The organism is Alitiscatomonas aceti, assembly GCF_025567195.1.
GTDB lineage: Bacteria > Bacillota > Clostridia > Lachnospirales > Lachnospiraceae > Alitiscatomonas > Alitiscatomonas aceti.
Genome location: NZ_JAOQJF010000010.1, coordinates 21,629 through 34,720 on the forward strand (window position 1 = coordinate 21,629; position 13,092 = coordinate 34,720).

At 51.6% G+C, this 13,092-nt stretch carries 19 protein-coding genes and 1 pseudogene; 19 read left to right on the plus strand and 1 reads right to left on the minus strand.

Annotated features, from left to right (window positions below; genetic code table 11):
* From OCV69_RS06795 to OCV69_RS06820, 6 genes and pseudogenes are all read left to right on the plus strand, one after another.
* A pseudogene (locus OCV69_RS06795) lies at positions 1-1,325 on the plus strand (SNF2-related protein); the annotation flags it as partial.
* 1 nt (position 1,326) lies between these two features.
* Positions 1,327-2,133 carry a DUF3848 domain-containing protein gene (locus OCV69_RS06800; RefSeq protein ID WP_154042065.1) on the plus strand — a complete coding sequence of 269 codons (807 nt, stop codon included), beginning with the start codon at positions 1,327-1,329 and terminating at the stop codon, positions 2,131-2,133.
* Between the two features lie 2 nt (positions 2,134-2,135).
* On the plus strand, positions 2,136-2,474 hold the full coding sequence (locus OCV69_RS06805) for a plasmid mobilization protein (RefSeq protein ID WP_154042064.1): 339 nt from the start codon (positions 2,136-2,138) through the stop codon (positions 2,472-2,474).
* Positions 2,475-2,626: 152 nt separating this feature from the next.
* Entirely contained in the window at positions 2,627-2,929 is a 303-nt protein-coding gene (locus OCV69_RS06810; RefSeq protein WP_154042062.1) for a hypothetical protein, read from the plus strand.
* Positions 2,926-3,225 carry a CD1845 family protein gene (locus tag OCV69_RS06815; RefSeq protein WP_154042061.1) on the plus strand — a complete coding sequence of 100 codons (300 nt, stop codon included), beginning with the start codon at positions 2,926-2,928 and terminating at the stop codon, positions 3,223-3,225. The genes OCV69_RS06810 and OCV69_RS06815 overlap by 4 nt, the downstream gene beginning before the upstream one ends.
* A gap of 138 nt (positions 3,226-3,363) precedes the next feature.
* Complete coding sequence (locus OCV69_RS06820) at positions 3,364-4,776, plus strand: relaxase/mobilization nuclease domain-containing protein (RefSeq protein WP_154042060.1); 1,413 nt, start codon at positions 3,364-3,366, stop codon at positions 4,774-4,776.
* A gap of 189 nt (positions 4,777-4,965) precedes the next feature.
* Here the strand turns inward: OCV69_RS06820 and OCV69_RS06825 are convergent, their stop codons facing one another.
* A complete protein-coding gene (locus OCV69_RS06825; protein WP_002576937.1) occupies positions 4,966-5,280 on the minus strand; it encodes a helix-turn-helix domain-containing protein in 315 nt (104 codons plus the stop codon).
* A gap of 157 nt (positions 5,281-5,437) precedes the next feature.
* Between OCV69_RS06825 and OCV69_RS06830 the strand changes: the two genes are divergently transcribed.
* From OCV69_RS06830 to OCV69_RS06890, 13 genes are all read left to right on the plus strand, one after another.
* Entirely contained in the window at positions 5,438-5,980 is a 543-nt protein-coding gene (locus OCV69_RS06830) for an SLOG family protein (protein ID WP_057571444.1), read from the plus strand.
* 107 nt (positions 5,981-6,087) lie between these two features.
* On the plus strand, positions 6,088-6,258 hold the full coding sequence (locus OCV69_RS06835) for a hypothetical protein (protein ID WP_007037462.1): 171 nt from the start codon (positions 6,088-6,090) through the stop codon (positions 6,256-6,258).
* A gap of 15 nt (positions 6,259-6,273) precedes the next feature.
* Positions 6,274-7,656 carry a DUF6138 family protein gene (locus OCV69_RS06840; RefSeq protein ID WP_154042058.1) on the plus strand — a complete coding sequence of 461 codons (1,383 nt, stop codon included), beginning with the start codon at positions 6,274-6,276 and terminating at the stop codon, positions 7,654-7,656.
* Between the two features lie 12 nt (positions 7,657-7,668).
* Entirely contained in the window at positions 7,669-7,902 is a 234-nt protein-coding gene (locus tag OCV69_RS06845) for a cytochrome D ubiquinol oxidase subunit II (RefSeq protein ID WP_154042057.1), read from the plus strand.
* A 13-nt stretch (positions 7,903-7,915) separates the two neighbouring features.
* Positions 7,916-8,128 carry a hypothetical protein gene (locus OCV69_RS06850; protein ID WP_069432244.1) on the plus strand — a complete coding sequence of 71 codons (213 nt, stop codon included), beginning with the start codon at positions 7,916-7,918 and terminating at the stop codon, positions 8,126-8,128.
* Complete coding sequence (locus tag OCV69_RS06855) at positions 8,125-8,520, plus strand: hypothetical protein (protein WP_154042056.1); 396 nt, start codon at positions 8,125-8,127, stop codon at positions 8,518-8,520. The genes OCV69_RS06850 and OCV69_RS06855 overlap by 4 nt, the downstream gene beginning before the upstream one ends.
* The gene (locus OCV69_RS06860) at positions 8,511-9,098 is read left to right on the plus strand and encodes a hypothetical protein (protein WP_154042055.1); all 588 of its coding nucleotides are present in this window, start codon (positions 8,511-8,513) and stop codon (positions 9,096-9,098) included. Before OCV69_RS06855 ends, OCV69_RS06860 begins: the two co-directional genes overlap by 10 nt.
* Positions 9,099-9,112: 14 nt before the next feature.
* Entirely contained in the window at positions 9,113-9,454 is a 342-nt protein-coding gene (locus OCV69_RS06865) for a hypothetical protein (protein WP_154042054.1), read from the plus strand.
* 7 nt (positions 9,455-9,461) lie between these two features.
* The gene (locus OCV69_RS06870; protein ID WP_154042053.1) at positions 9,462-10,541 is read left to right on the plus strand and encodes an ankyrin repeat domain-containing protein; all 1,080 of its coding nucleotides are present in this window, start codon (positions 9,462-9,464) and stop codon (positions 10,539-10,541) included.
* 11 nt (positions 10,542-10,552) lie between these two features.
* A complete protein-coding gene (locus OCV69_RS06875; protein WP_154042052.1) occupies positions 10,553-11,143 on the plus strand; it encodes a hypothetical protein in 591 nt (196 codons plus the stop codon).
* Between the two features lie 14 nt (positions 11,144-11,157).
* Positions 11,158-11,997, plus strand: coding sequence for a DUF2262 domain-containing protein (locus tag OCV69_RS06880; protein WP_158358435.1), 840 nt, complete (start codon positions 11,158-11,160; stop codon positions 11,995-11,997).
* Between the two features lie 13 nt (positions 11,998-12,010).
* On the plus strand, positions 12,011-12,514 hold the full coding sequence (locus tag OCV69_RS06885) for a DUF2004 domain-containing protein (protein ID WP_158358436.1): 504 nt from the start codon (positions 12,011-12,013) through the stop codon (positions 12,512-12,514).
* A gap of 11 nt (positions 12,515-12,525) precedes the next feature.
* The gene (locus OCV69_RS06890) at positions 12,526-13,080 is read left to right on the plus strand and encodes an SUKH-3 domain-containing protein (protein WP_154042051.1); all 555 of its coding nucleotides are present in this window, start codon (positions 12,526-12,528) and stop codon (positions 13,078-13,080) included.
* Positions 13,081-13,092 lie beyond the last annotated feature (12 nt).

Sequence of the window (13,092 nt, forward strand, 5' to 3'; positions counted from 1 at the left end):
CACCGCAGACAAAAGCTCCTGCAAGCAAGGCGGCGAAAACGCTGGATAATCCACTGCTTCACGCACTGGAAGGCGCTGTACCCCTGCCGGAGCAGGAACCGGCCTTTACGGTATATGACGATATTCGTCAGAAGCTCATTGCTCAGGGGATGCCTGCCGACCAGATCGCTTTTATCCATGAAGCCAACACCGAAGTGCGGAAAAAGGAGCTGTTCTCTAAAGTTCGTACCGGTCAGGTGCGTGTGCTTATGGGCAGCACCGCCAAGATGGGCGCAGGCACCAATGTGCAGGACCGTCTGGTGGCACTTCATGACCTGGACTGTCCGTGGAGACCGGGAGACCTTGCCCAGAGAAAGGGGCGTATCGAGCGCCAGGGCAACCAGAATCCCCTTGTTCATGTGTACCGCTATGTGACCGAAGGAACCTTTGACGCATACCTCTGGCAGACGGTGGAGAATAAGCAGAAATTCATCAGCCAGATCATGACTTCTAAATCGCCGGTGCGCTCCTGCGATGATGTGGATGAAACCGCCCTCAGTTTTGCCGAGATCAAGGCTCTGTGCGCCGGAGACCCCCGTATCAAAGAGCGTATGGATTTGGATGTGGAAGTATCTCGCCTGAAGCTGATGAAAGCCGACCACCAGAGCAAGCAGTATCGTCTGGAGGACCAGCTGCTCAAATATTTCCCGGAGGAGATTGAAAAGCACAAGGGCTTTATCAAGGGCTTTGAATCTGACCTGGAGGTTTTGGCAGCTCACCCGCACCCAGAGGACGGCTTTGCCGGTATGGAGATCCGGGGCGACCTGCTGACCGATAAGGAGAACGCCGGTGCAGCCCTTTTGGATGCCTGCAAGGAGGTCAAAACCTCCGATCCGGTGCAGATCGGCAGCTATCGGGGCTATGCCATGTCCGTGGAATTTTCCGCCTGGAAACAGGAATATACGCTCCTGCTGAAAGGACAGATGACCCACAGGGCAACCCTTGGTACAGACCCTCGCGGAAATCTTACCCGTATCGACAATGCCCTCGCCCAGATGCCCCAGCGTCTGGAGGCGGCAAAGGCCCAGCTGGATAACCTCTATCAGCAGCAGGCTGCCGCAAAAGAGGAAGTTGGAAAGCCATTCCTTTATGAAGAAGAACTGAGAAGCAAAAACGCCCGTCTGGTGGAGCTGGATACCCTGCTCAACATCGACGGAAAGGGACAGGCACACGATGAAGCTGTCGTTGCCAAAAGCACACGGCCTTCGGTATTGAACCATCTGAAACGCCCGGTGCCGTCCCGCAGTACAGACAAGAAACCAAAACAGCATGAGGAGGTGCGATAACATGAATACCAACGATCTGAATACGGCTCTTTATGAAAAGATGGCTGCTGAGCAGGACAAATACAGGGACTGGCTGAAAAGCCAGCCCCCGGAAGAAATCCTGAATCACACCTATGAGTACACCATCCGTGAGGACATCGTGATGGCGATGGAGGAACTGGAGCTGACCGACGCCCAGGCCAAGGCGCTTTTGGAATCTCCCTCGCCGCTGGCGGATGTGTACCGCTATTTTGAAAAGCTGGAGACCGGCTATATGGATGTGATCCGGGACAGCATTGAAAGCCGAGCCAATGAGGTATGCAGAGAACCAGAAGAACTTAATCCTATGGTAGTTTATCTTCATTCTGCTTCATACGCGACTAAGCATGGAGAAACAGACGCATATTGGATGTCTGACCAGGCGAATTTTTCCTGTAAAGTTGCCATTGAGCAGGCAATCAGCACCCACTACGGAGACAACCGACTGGATACCTCTTCTGCGGTGCAGGAGGTCATGGAGAAATTCGGACCGGAGCGAATGAACTTTATTCTCGCCAATACCATTCAGCATAAGGATGCAGATGGGCGGATCTCCCGTGACAACAAAGCATGGGCAAAGACCATTCCTATGCCGGAGGATAGTGCTTCTTCCCAACAATGTGCAGATCTGGTAGTGGATCGAGTCAATCCGGGACTTGTAGACCTGTTTACAAGACAGGCTCGAAAGATCGTTCAGGAGAAAGAAAAAGGCTCTGTCCTGCAAAAGCTCAAGCAGGAGCTGCCTCCCCATAAGCCTGCCGCCCCAAAGAAACAGGAACCGGAGAGATAACTATGGCAAAGCGTAAGAGGGATATGCAATTAAACTTTAGAGTTTCATCGGAGGAGCTTGCTGTAATTGAGCAAAAAATGTCTCAGTTTGGAACCTCAAACCGTGAAGCCTATCTAAGAAAAATGGCACTGGATGGGTATGTGGTCAAGCTGGAACTGCCGGAGCTGAAGGAGCTGGTCTCCCTAATGCGCCGAAGCAGTAACAACTTGAATCAGCTGACCCGCAAAGTGCATGAGACGGGGCGGGTTTATGATACTGACTTGGAGGATATATCCCAGCAGCAGGAACAGTTATGGGAGGGTGTGAGGGAAATCCTTACCCAGCTTTCTAAACTTTCATAACAGGGATAAATACTCCGTTTGCGGAGGGAGGAACGGCGTTTCTTCGCCGCACCTCCCTCCGCTTTTTCTTTTTGCCGGTATCCTTGTCTTTTGCCTGTCCGTACCGGATAATATGAGTAGAATAAAAAGTGTAGCAAAGGAGTGGAAAACAGATGCTGACCTTTGAAAAAGTGCTGGGGATTTTTGCGGACTACCTGGACGCAGACGAGACCACCGAAGTTTATATCAGCCGTCACGGATGTGTAAGGGTTGAGTTTGGCCAAGACTTTCACTATTGCACCGGCGAGGTGTGCCATACTCCCAAGGAACTGTTCGACCTCTTAGCCGATGATTACCGGACTTATCTGGAGATTGAACTGACCAAAGGCAAACGGGAAGTGACGGAAGATGATGAGAGAGAAGCGGATGCCCTGTGCAAACGGCATCTGGATCGCTGGAAGGAGGAACTGGAATGAAGATTTTGAAATGCCTGCTGATGATCGTAACTGCACCGGTCATTTTGGTACTGACGCTTTTTGTCTGGCTCTGCACGGGGCTGATCTACATATCCGGTCTGGTGCTTGGCCTGCTCAGCACTGTAATTGCTCTGCTTGGCGTGGCTGTGCTGATTGCCTACTCCCCACAGAATGGTGTAATCCTTTTGGTTACGGCATTTTTGATTAGCCCTATGGGACTGCCGCTGGCTGCAATCTGGCTGCTGGGCAAGGTGCAGAGTTTGAAATTTGCGATCCAGGATAAGGTGTATGGATAAAGAAACAGGATGTCAGATTTAACATCCTGTCTTTACAAAATCGGAAGTGAAACTGCAATATTTTCGGAAGTCAAAAAGGTTAAAAGAACGCGGTCTGCTACGACAGGCCGTTTTCTTTTCGGAAAGGAGGTCTGACCTATGGCAACCACAAGAATCATGCCGCTTCATGTCGGCAAGGGCCGCACAGAAAGTCGGGCGATCAGTGACATCATCGACTATGTGGCCAATCCAAAGAAAACAGATAACGGCAGGCTCATTACCGGCTATGCGTGTGACAGTCGGACTGCGGATGCAGAGTTCCTTCTGGCAAAGCGACAGTACCTTGCCGCGACCGGACGAGTGCGAGGTGCGGACGATGTGATTGCCTATCATGTGCGCCAGTCTTTCCGCCCCGGAGAGATCACTCCGGAAGAAGCCAACCTGCTGGGCGTAGAATTTGCCAAGCGTTTTACCAAGGGCAATCATGCTTTTGTGGTCTGTACTCACATAGACAAGTCTCACATTCATAATCACATTATCTGGTCATCGGTCAGCTTAGAATATGACCGGAAGTTCCGAAACTTTTGGGGCAGCACCAAGGCGGTTCGTCGGATAAGTGACACCATCTGCATTGAGAATGGACTGTCCATTGTAGAGAATCCGAACCCTCATGGAAAGAGCTATAACAAATGGCTGGGCGATCAGGCAAAGCCATCTCACCGAGAGCTGCTTCGTGTGGCGATTGACAACGCATTATCACAAAGCCCTGCTAATTTTGAGGAACTGCTGAAGCTACTGAAAGAGTCCGACTGTGAAGTATCAAAGCGCGGAAAATCGTATCGCCTGAAGCTCCCCGGTTGGGAGAAAGCCGCCCGCATGGACAGCCTGGGCGAAGGATATGGATTGGAAGATTTGCAGGCAGTTCTCTCCGGGAAGAAAGCGCATATCCCACGAAAGAAAACAGTCACACAGGCAGAGCCGCCGAAGGTCAATCTGCTGGTGGACATTCAGGCAAAATTGCAGGCAGGAAAAGGTGCTGGTTATGCTCGATGGGCCAAGGTTTTCAATCTGAAACAAATGGCACAGACCATGAATTACTTGTCAGAGCATAACCTGCTGGAGTATGCGGTTTTGGAAGAAAAGGCTGCGGCTGCCACGGCACATCACAATGAGCTTTCGGCGCAGATCAAAGCGGCTGAAAAGCGCATGGCAGAGATTGCTGTTCTGCGTACTCACATCGTAAATTATGCCAAGACCCGTGAGGTCTATGTGGCATACCGCAAGGCGGGCTACTCTAAGAAATTCCGGGAGGAACATGAGGAAGAAATTCTGCTCCACCAGGCTGCTAAGAATGCCTTTGATGAGATGGGAGTCAAGAAGCTGCCCAAGGTCAAAGAGTTGCAGACGGAGTACGCGAAATTGCTGGAAGAAAAGAAAAAGACCTATGCCGAGTACCGACGTTCCCGTGAGGAAATGCGGGAGCTTTTAACGGCAAAGGCCAATGTGGATCGAGTGTTGAAAATGGAGGTAGAACAGGATGTTGAAAAAGAAAAAGACCACGGCCAGCGGTAAGCTGGTCCTGGTCAAAAGCGTTCGCAGAACGCGCAGCCACAGAATGAAATTCTGTGTTCAAAGGGGCTTGGGGGCACTGCCCTCAACAAGCAGTTTGTGGCGAAATGGATAGCCACAAGCATTGCTTGCCACAATATGCTGCGCATAAAATGAAAAAACTAACGACGGGACGCTTACTGCCTCCTATCGTTAGTTTTCTGTGTTTAAGCGACTTATAAAACCAATCAGCATAATCAGATCGTCATCTGACATCTTTCTCATTCCGTCCAAAGCCTTCTTGATAAGCTGAGGGTTATTCTCCTGTGCATCAAAAAATTGAAGCGGCGTGATTTCAAAATACTCACAGATGTTGAGAAACTGCTTCATAGACGGCATAGAACGCCCGGAAGAAATCGCCTGAATATAGCTTCTGTTCTGCCCTAACTCCATGCTCATCTGATATTCTGAAACGCCTTTTTTCAATCGTAATTCTGTGATTCGATTGCGGATAAATTCTTCGTCCATACGCTCACCTCTCTGCTCTTTTAGCATAGCAGAAAGCAATTCTTGATACTTCGTATGTGTTGTGTTATAATTTTGTAATATAACCTTTATACGCATTATTATTTACGTTATTTTTGCTTTATATGCGTAATCAAGGCAGTTATCAAGGGTGATTTGTATGAATCAGTATGCCTGTGCCATTACCGGCCACAGACCAACAAGATTTTGCTTTGGATATAATGAGGAAGATCCTCTATGCCAAAAGCTGAAAGAATGTCTCCTGGAGCAGTTTCGCATACTCCATGACGAGAAATTTGTCCGTACTTTTTTTGTCGGCGGTGCTCTTGGTGTGGATATGTGGGCTGGAGAACAGCTGCTAACATTGAGAGCACAAACAGGATACGAGGATATTAAAATTATCGTTGTAATTCCCTTCATCGGCTATGACTCTAAATGGCCGGATCAGAGTAGACATAGATTGAAAAAGCTGATCCAAAACGCAAACGATTCGATTGTTATTTCACATTCTGCGGATGTTTCCAGTTATAAAAAAAGAAATTATTATATGGTCGATCATGCAGAGTACATCATCGGTGTGTTTGATAATCAGAAAAAGCTGCGCTCAGGCACAGCACAGACAGTCAATTATGCCTTGCATCAGGGAAAAGTAATCACTCTGATCCATCCAGATACTATGGAAATAACAACCCCTACGACTTAACAAATTCACAAAAATTTTTCATTGGCATTTCCAACAAAATATTTTCATTGAAGGAGTGCTGTGATATAATAAAATATAAAACTATGCTCAGAACAAATGGTGCCGCTATGAACAAATATATTGAACAGCAATTTGCTGCTTTAAGATACGAAAAAAATATTTTGGTTGTTGAAGAAACTACATCTGCTGGTGGATGCGGCTCCTTCAACGCGGCTTCTTCATGTCCTGCGTCAGCCTGTCTTTATGACAGTGCGGCGTGGGGCTTTTTTATTGCCTGAAAGGAGTATGAGAACATGAGTTTGCCAAAGCGTGATGGCGTACATGACCGCTACTATCTGATCCACAAGCCGGACACTTCCCCGGAGGTGCTGGTGGAGGCGGATCTCTGCATTCAGGATGTGCTGAACGGAACCGCTCGTGAAAATCACTCCGCCTACCCGACCGTGGTGCGAAATCACAACGGGACACCCTTTCTTCCCAGCCAGCTGTTGGATCGGTATCTGTCCAAACTGCCTTTGAAGGGATTTCCCTATGAGGAAGCTGTTATATTCTGCGATGCCCTGCGGCGGTTGGTGGGCTGGCAGGAGATCCGCTATACATTGGAGAAATACATAGAAAAGCAGGTGCAGGAGCGGTTCTTCCTTGTGGGAGAGCGGGATGATGGCTTTACCGTCTTTCCACCCTGCACCGTGTGGCCGGAATTGCGTCCGGAGGATGTGGATGAAGGCCTGCTGCGCTTTGCCTGCTATGTGGCGGTCTGCCATACGGTGTACGGGCAGAGTTTTGAATCCCTCACCACCGAGCACATCCTCGGCCTGGTCTCCCAGCTTCGCCCAGATATGGTGAAGCAACTGAAAACAGCCGGCAGCGGCAAATTGCCAAAGGACATCCAGCGCCGTAAGACGGAGCATTTCACCGCATCAGCCAACGATGCGTTTGCCACCATCCGCATCACGGCTAAGGCCGCCACCGAAGAGTGCTATGCGGAAATCTTGGACTACCTGTGTGCGGTGCTTTCTCAGGAGGAATTTCCCCGCAGTTACTCGGTGGAGTTCTGTGGAAAGGAAAAACTCTATCTGCCCATTCCTGGACTTCCTAAAAGGGGAGTCAATCAGCTCTTTGCCTGCGCTGTGCAGCACCCCGATCTGCATCCGGCTATAGAGCGATACGCTCGTCTGGCCATGCGGGAGTATGAGTACTATGAAAACTTTGCTGATGAGTTCTGCGCGATGCCCGGCACCTTTGCTGTGTTCGCCCTGGGACTGGAGGGAGAACGATGGGCACCGCTGGTAACGGAGTATCTGGATTTCTGCGACGACGAGCACTCCTCACTGCAAGGAAAATTTCTTCATGCCTTGATCCGGAAGTTTGGTTTTCAACCATGGACGCTGGGGGTATTGGTGCGGGGCGCATTGTCTATGCAGTGGTTGGAGCCTGCCAAGGAATTTCGCAGCCTGATTGCCAATGCGGAAAGCCTGGATGCGCTGCTGACAGTCAAGCGCCGCTTTTCCGCCTATCTCCTGCCGGAAGAGGACAAGGACCCGAAATTCCGGGCCATCGCTTGGCAGAGCCTGCTCTGGGCCATCTGGGGAAAGAATTCCGAAAATGGTGGTAGCAAGGTCATCAAGACAGCACCGAAGGAACTGAAAGAGAAATACCAGCAGGTATTTGCGTGAGGAGGAAGTAGAATGAACAGCGAACAGATCACAGCATTTTTGCAAGAGCATTGGTACATTACCTCGGTGCTCATCGGGGCCGTGATTTTAATTGGGGCGATCCGCAACTGGAACTGGCTCTGCGACCCCACTGGTACGCGGGATGCTCATCGACACAGCAGAGGATACCGGCGTGTGGTTTTCTTTCTGCTGGGTGTCCTCCTGATTGTGGTGAGTATCTGGGGATTTGTGCTGAAGTTGAAATAGGAGGAGCAATCCCATGACCCAAGAAGAACAAATCCGACTCTATCGGCTGATGGAAAAACTCAACTGGTTTTTCCACCAAGAGATGCACTACCTGAATAGAGATATTGCGGAAAAGACCGCACGGGAGTGTTACCCGGAGATTCGGGATTTTACATACGATATTTTGTGGAATGACCTGCCCAAAGAGGTGCAGGAGCAGCTCATGGACGAGGAGGAATCCCTATGAGTACGCTGATTGGCTCTTTTGATGGTCTGCACGACAACAGAGTCCTGTGCTACTGCGCTGACTTTGAAGCCCATACTCTGCACATGGATACCCAGACCGAGGCCGGAGAGAAAGTATCTGTTCGCTTTACCGGCCTGCTGGCCCACTGGTTTGAGAATGTAATCCAGGACAACATCCTCTTTGGCATGGACGAGATCACCGTGGACGGTTTTTTTGAACAGTATAAAGACCTGCTGGACGGTACCATCCCTTACGGCTTTCCCGCCTGTTGCGGCATCGAGGAACTGCGGGAGCGCATGGATCGGGAGCACATCCGGGTATTTGTCATTGATTCTTCCCTTGGGCTGTGCGGATTTGTATTGGCTCAGGAGGTGAAACTGCAATGTCCATAACTGCCTATAAAGTGGAAGCCGTCGGTCATGACCGAACCGGAGAAGATTATGGCTATGTAAATATCATGTATCGTTATGGCAACAAGCAGTCCTGTCCTCGGCCAGATCAATGTGAAAAGGTAGAGGTCATGTGGGCGGATGAGAGCGTCTACGGGCCGCCTGCTCCTGGCAGCAAGGTGGGCGATTTTATAAAGACATGGCTGATGGGCTCCTGGGACTGCGGAGTATTTACCCACCGGGAGATTGCCCAGCGGCTGATGGATACCTTCACTGGCCTGAAACTCAAGGAGCTGGAATGGTTCGAGAACCCCAGAGAAAAGACGCTGAAAAACGGAAAGCCCCGTGCACGCCGGGCCAAGTGGCTGCCGGAGCGGGAGGTAGATCTGGTGTACCTCTACTCCGACCACTATCTTGACGCAAGAAATCCAACTCCCACCGAAACCGACTTCTTCACGGTTACAAGGATGGATGCCTGGGGCATGAGCACCTGGTTTATGTGTACCCCACAGGCCGCCGGGAAGCTAATCGCCATGAATTACGACAATCTGACCGTCAAGGAAACCACCATTGTGGGATAAGAGGAGAATGCGGCATGATCGGGACAGATGAAAACTGGGCGGTGCTCCATGTGGAGGTCATCTTCTGGAGCGGCAAGCGAAAAACGCCCCCCAGCCTGGTCAGTGGAAAGTATTGTCCCCATTTTATGGTTATTGGAACTACGGAATATCTGGGTGTATGCTTTCTGGACGGAACCGAGTGTATATTTGATACACCGGCTTTTGGAAATGCCCAGCCTCTCTATCCAGATACCATTGACTACGCCCCGCTGGAAAACAATGCGGAATTTTTGATCTATGAGAGAGCCAATGCCGTTGGCAAGGGCCGGGTGCTGGGCCGAACCGTTCCCTATCAAGTGAAACAACAACGAAAGTAGGTGCCTTATGTACCAAATTGCATATATTGGCCGCTGGGAGACCCTCCCGGAACCGGCTGCTGCCATCTGTGACCATGACACTCCCAAGCTGGAGGCGCTGCTTCAAGGCGGTCTGGATTTAGATGTTCCCATCCAGCTCAGCGAATACATCAAGCTGATGCCATTGGAGATCGCGGTTTTTCGGAATGATGTGCCCATGATCCATTTCCTGTTGGAGCATGGAGCTGATCCCGGTCTGGCAGAGGAACAGCCCCTGCTGCTCACCGCCGCCCGCTGTTGTGGGCCGGAGGTGGTGGCCCTCTTTGCGGGACAGGCCGCAATACTCTCCCCGAAGCAGAAAGAGCGGGCCTTCCAGGAAGTGCGCTGGGGACAGCGAGCGGAGAATATCCAGGTGCTGGAACAGGCCGGGATCACAGTGGACAAGTTTGGCGGCGAGGCATTTCGGGCCGCTGTGTCTGAGGGCAATACCAAACTTGCCCGGTTGCTTCTGGAAAAAGGGGCAGACATCAATTACCACAAGCCGGACATGGTGTTTCCGAACGCCTCCACCGCTGTCACCGAAGCTGTCCGACACAAAAATCTCCCCATGGTGCGCTGGCTTATTGAGCAAGGAGCCGACATCACCATTGCTGACAAATACGGCGACCGTCCCTACAGTGTGGCGGTGCAGAACAAGAATCAGGAGATGGCCGACTACTTAAAAGCCCTGGAACCGGAGGACTGGCACAACGAACAGGAAAAGGCCCGGCAGCTCATGCCCTATAAGCTGCCTGCCAAGCTGGTGGAATACTTGAAGACCGGCCCCCTACGGCTGGAGTTCCCGGATCAGGAATGGGTGAAGTGGGCGGAACTCTACTCCTTCATGGATGTGCAGGAGATGACCTGGAAACGGAAGAAGCTGCTCTCCCTGATGGTGCAGATGGACAACTACAGCGACTATCTGCTGCTGTGGAGCCCCAGGGACAAGAAGCTGTGGTATCTGGACATCGAGCATGAGGAATTCCACCCTCTGGCCAAATGGGATGACTTCATCGCAGATCCCGGTCGGTATCTGAACGGGATGATCGAGGGCGAGTTTGAGGAATAAGGAGCAAACCGATGACAGAAGAAAACAGAACCTACATCACCCATCTCAAGGTCACGGATGTCCCGTGGCACCGGCTCACCACCGCCTATGGCCGGGGGACGGATTTTCCCGCACACCTGACCGTGCTGGAGCAGATGCGTGATTTGGCGTCCGTCAAAGAGTCCCTCTACGAGCTCACCACCAACATGGAGCACCAGAGTACCCTTTGGCACGCCACCCCCTTTGGCATGGTGTTCCTGAGCCGAATTCTGGAGAAGGCCCTCGCAGACAGCGGGCAGAACCCCGCAGCCCATTTCCTGGCCGGGGAGCTGCTGGACTTCTTCTCCTGCATCCTCCAGTGCTTCCGTGATGGAGATGAGATGGAACACGCCGAGCCGCTGCCGCTGTTCTCCGATCTGCTGAAGGAAGAATACCTGTGGTCGGAGGAATACGACGAGGAAGAAGATGAGATGCGCTACGAGGAGGACGAGGTCTTCCCCGATGACCTGTTCTATAGCTTCTATTACTACTCCTGGCAGGCGGTGAAAGCCTACCAGGATGTATTGAAGCAAGTCCCGGCAGAGTTTGCCCAGCCTGCTGCCGCAGTGCTGGAACTGCTGTAAAGGAGGCTGCACAGATGTTTGAAGAATTCTATGAGATATACGAGCCCGAGGAACAGGAAGTGGTCGCTCTGATCAACCGCTGCATTGGGGGCGGATTTAACTGGAAAGGCAACTTTTGGGAAATGACCGTTGTGACGCTGGGTATCGTGTTCTGTGACACCGGCAAGGTCAGTACCAAAGAGGAGCGGCTGGAGTGGCCGGTCACCGATGAGGAGCGTAACAGCGAAAAGGGCTGGGAACGCTTTCAAAACGAGCAGATCTGCCGCCTGAAGATCCGCCGGATGAAAGAGGAATGGGCAAAAGATCTGGTGGCATGGCCCTGGTGTATCTCCCAGGTGGTCAAGGCCCACGAGGACTGTCCGGAACTTCAAGCCGTTCTGGACGAGTACCACAAGCCGGTGGTGATCCAGGACCAGGTGCTGGGTGAGCTGAAGCTGGACAAGGACTATGATACCTTCGAGGGAGAGATCCAGTGGTGCGGAAAGGATGTGCTCCTTTCTCTGGAGGTCAATGCTGAAAGCAAGCCCTCCTGGACCCGCGCCCGCAGTGCCGCCAAGAAGCTGCTGGCCGACTGTGAAACCTGGGACAAAGCCATGCGGGAGCTTGCGGCAAAGAACCTGACCGAGCTGGCTAACAACTGGCTTTCCCAGGATGAGGAAAACCCCCGCGATCCGGAAACAGACCCCATCACAGAGGAAGAACTGGCCCGGCGGATCAGCATGACGAGCCTGTCCGTCACCTCCGGCGGCAGCTTCACCGCCTGGTTTGACTGCGACGAGATGTTCACTGACCATGCGGTGACGGTCTACGGCTCCTTGAAAAAGGGCCTCAAAACTGCCAATATTGAGGGGTAAGGAGGATAACATTATGAAACTGAACTGTAAACGCATTGATTTTACATATACCCCCGGCGAGGAAATCTTCAACTTTCCCGAGGAATCGGGACTGCCCTTTCTTTTCGATGTAGAGGAAGAACTGACGGCTAATCCTGCCGCTATGGATGCGGTGGGAGAAATGCTGGATGAAGCGGAGAAATTGGCGGAGAAGGCCAAAGCCGCCATCAAAGCGGCACTGGCGGACGAGGACAGCCGCTACCATAGCGTTGTGACATTTTTCATGGAGTTCTACCGGGACGATGTAGACCCGGATATTGCGGCGGAACTTTTTCCGGGAACCGACCCGGCCAAGCTGTCCTTTGCCGAGATGGTAGACTTTTTGCGGCTTGATCGCTTTGGCAGCCTGGTGGATTACAAGATGGATCAACAAGTTTTCATTATGGATCTGTCCTTCAACCCGGAGATCACCGACGAGCTGATGGTGATCTACTTTGACTTGAACAAGGAGATTTTTTGTATTACTGATGAAAGCTGAGGTGGTACTCTATGACGAAAGAACGCATCCCCATTTCCGGCGATCTGGGCAGCAAGGTCAAGCAGCTGATGGAGTACGCTGGGTGGTACGAAGGCCGCAGTGTGGATATTTCCATTGCGGAGAAGTATTACGCCAATCATGGCGTCCCGATGATGAAGACCACCCAGCGGTTTTACCGCAAGTATTTCGGCCTGTGCTGTGAGTGGTACCTGGCGCAGAAAAAGCTGAACTGGGCGGCTGACTTTGAGTTTGCTTTGTTCCCTTACCTGGTCAATGGGATCAAAAACCATTTGGAGGACGCCTATTTCCGGGATATGTCCGGCTGTGAGCTGGCGGAGATCGAACAGGCTGCCGGTCAGAAGTGCCAGCCCATCGGTCATATCGGCTACTACTACCCGGCGGAGGTTTGGATCTCCGAGTACGGGAAACTATATGCGAAATATGAGTATCAGGATGAGATTGAGTGCTTTCCAGATGTGTTTGCCCTGATTGAACGGGAGTTGCGGCAGTGCAAATTTGATTCCGCTGCCATGAAAACGGTTGAGGCACTGGACGGAAAGATATGACGAAGCAACAAG

Coding starts and splice junctions, on each gene's coding strand:
- OCV69_RS06845 (WP_154042057.1), top strand. CDS start 7,669: ATGAACAGCGAACAGATCACAGCATTTTTGCAAGAGCATTGGTACATT.
- OCV69_RS06870 (WP_154042053.1), top strand. CDS start 9,462: ATGTACCAAATTGCATATATTGGCCGCTGGGAGACCCTCCCGGAACCG.
- OCV69_RS06890 (WP_154042051.1), top strand. CDS start 12,526: ATGACGAAAGAACGCATCCCCATTTCCGGCGATCTGGGCAGCAAGGTC.
- OCV69_RS06875 (WP_154042052.1), top strand. CDS start 10,553: ATGACAGAAGAAAACAGAACCTACATCACCCATCTCAAGGTCACGGAT.
- OCV69_RS06885 (WP_158358436.1), top strand. CDS start 12,011: ATGAAACTGAACTGTAAACGCATTGATTTTACATATACCCCCGGCGAG.
- OCV69_RS06815 (WP_154042061.1), top strand. CDS start 2,926: ATGAAGATTTTGAAATGCCTGCTGATGATCGTAACTGCACCGGTCATT.
- OCV69_RS06805 (WP_154042064.1), top strand. CDS start 2,136: ATGGCAAAGCGTAAGAGGGATATGCAATTAAACTTTAGAGTTTCATCG.
- OCV69_RS06835 (WP_007037462.1), top strand. CDS start 6,088: ATGAACAAATATATTGAACAGCAATTTGCTGCTTTAAGATACGAAAAA.
- OCV69_RS06865 (WP_154042054.1), top strand. CDS start 9,113: ATGATCGGGACAGATGAAAACTGGGCGGTGCTCCATGTGGAGGTCATC.
- OCV69_RS06830 (WP_057571444.1), top strand. CDS start 5,438: ATGAATCAGTATGCCTGTGCCATTACCGGCCACAGACCAACAAGATTT.
- OCV69_RS06860 (WP_154042055.1), top strand. CDS start 8,511: ATGTCCATAACTGCCTATAAAGTGGAAGCCGTCGGTCATGACCGAACC.
- OCV69_RS06850 (WP_069432244.1), top strand. CDS start 7,916: ATGACCCAAGAAGAACAAATCCGACTCTATCGGCTGATGGAAAAACTC.
- OCV69_RS06810 (WP_154042062.1), top strand. CDS start 2,627: ATGCTGACCTTTGAAAAAGTGCTGGGGATTTTTGCGGACTACCTGGAC.
- OCV69_RS06840 (WP_154042058.1), top strand. CDS start 6,274: ATGAGTTTGCCAAAGCGTGATGGCGTACATGACCGCTACTATCTGATC.
- OCV69_RS06820 (WP_154042060.1), top strand. CDS start 3,364: ATGGCAACCACAAGAATCATGCCGCTTCATGTCGGCAAGGGCCGCACA.
- OCV69_RS06800 (WP_154042065.1), top strand. CDS start 1,327: ATGAATACCAACGATCTGAATACGGCTCTTTATGAAAAGATGGCTGCT.
- OCV69_RS06880 (WP_158358435.1), top strand. CDS start 11,158: ATGTTTGAAGAATTCTATGAGATATACGAGCCCGAGGAACAGGAAGTG.
- OCV69_RS06825 (WP_002576937.1), bottom strand. CDS start 5,280: ATGGACGAAGAATTTATCCGCAATCGAATCACAGAATTACGATTGAAA.
- OCV69_RS06855 (WP_154042056.1), top strand. CDS start 8,125: ATGAGTACGCTGATTGGCTCTTTTGATGGTCTGCACGACAACAGAGTC.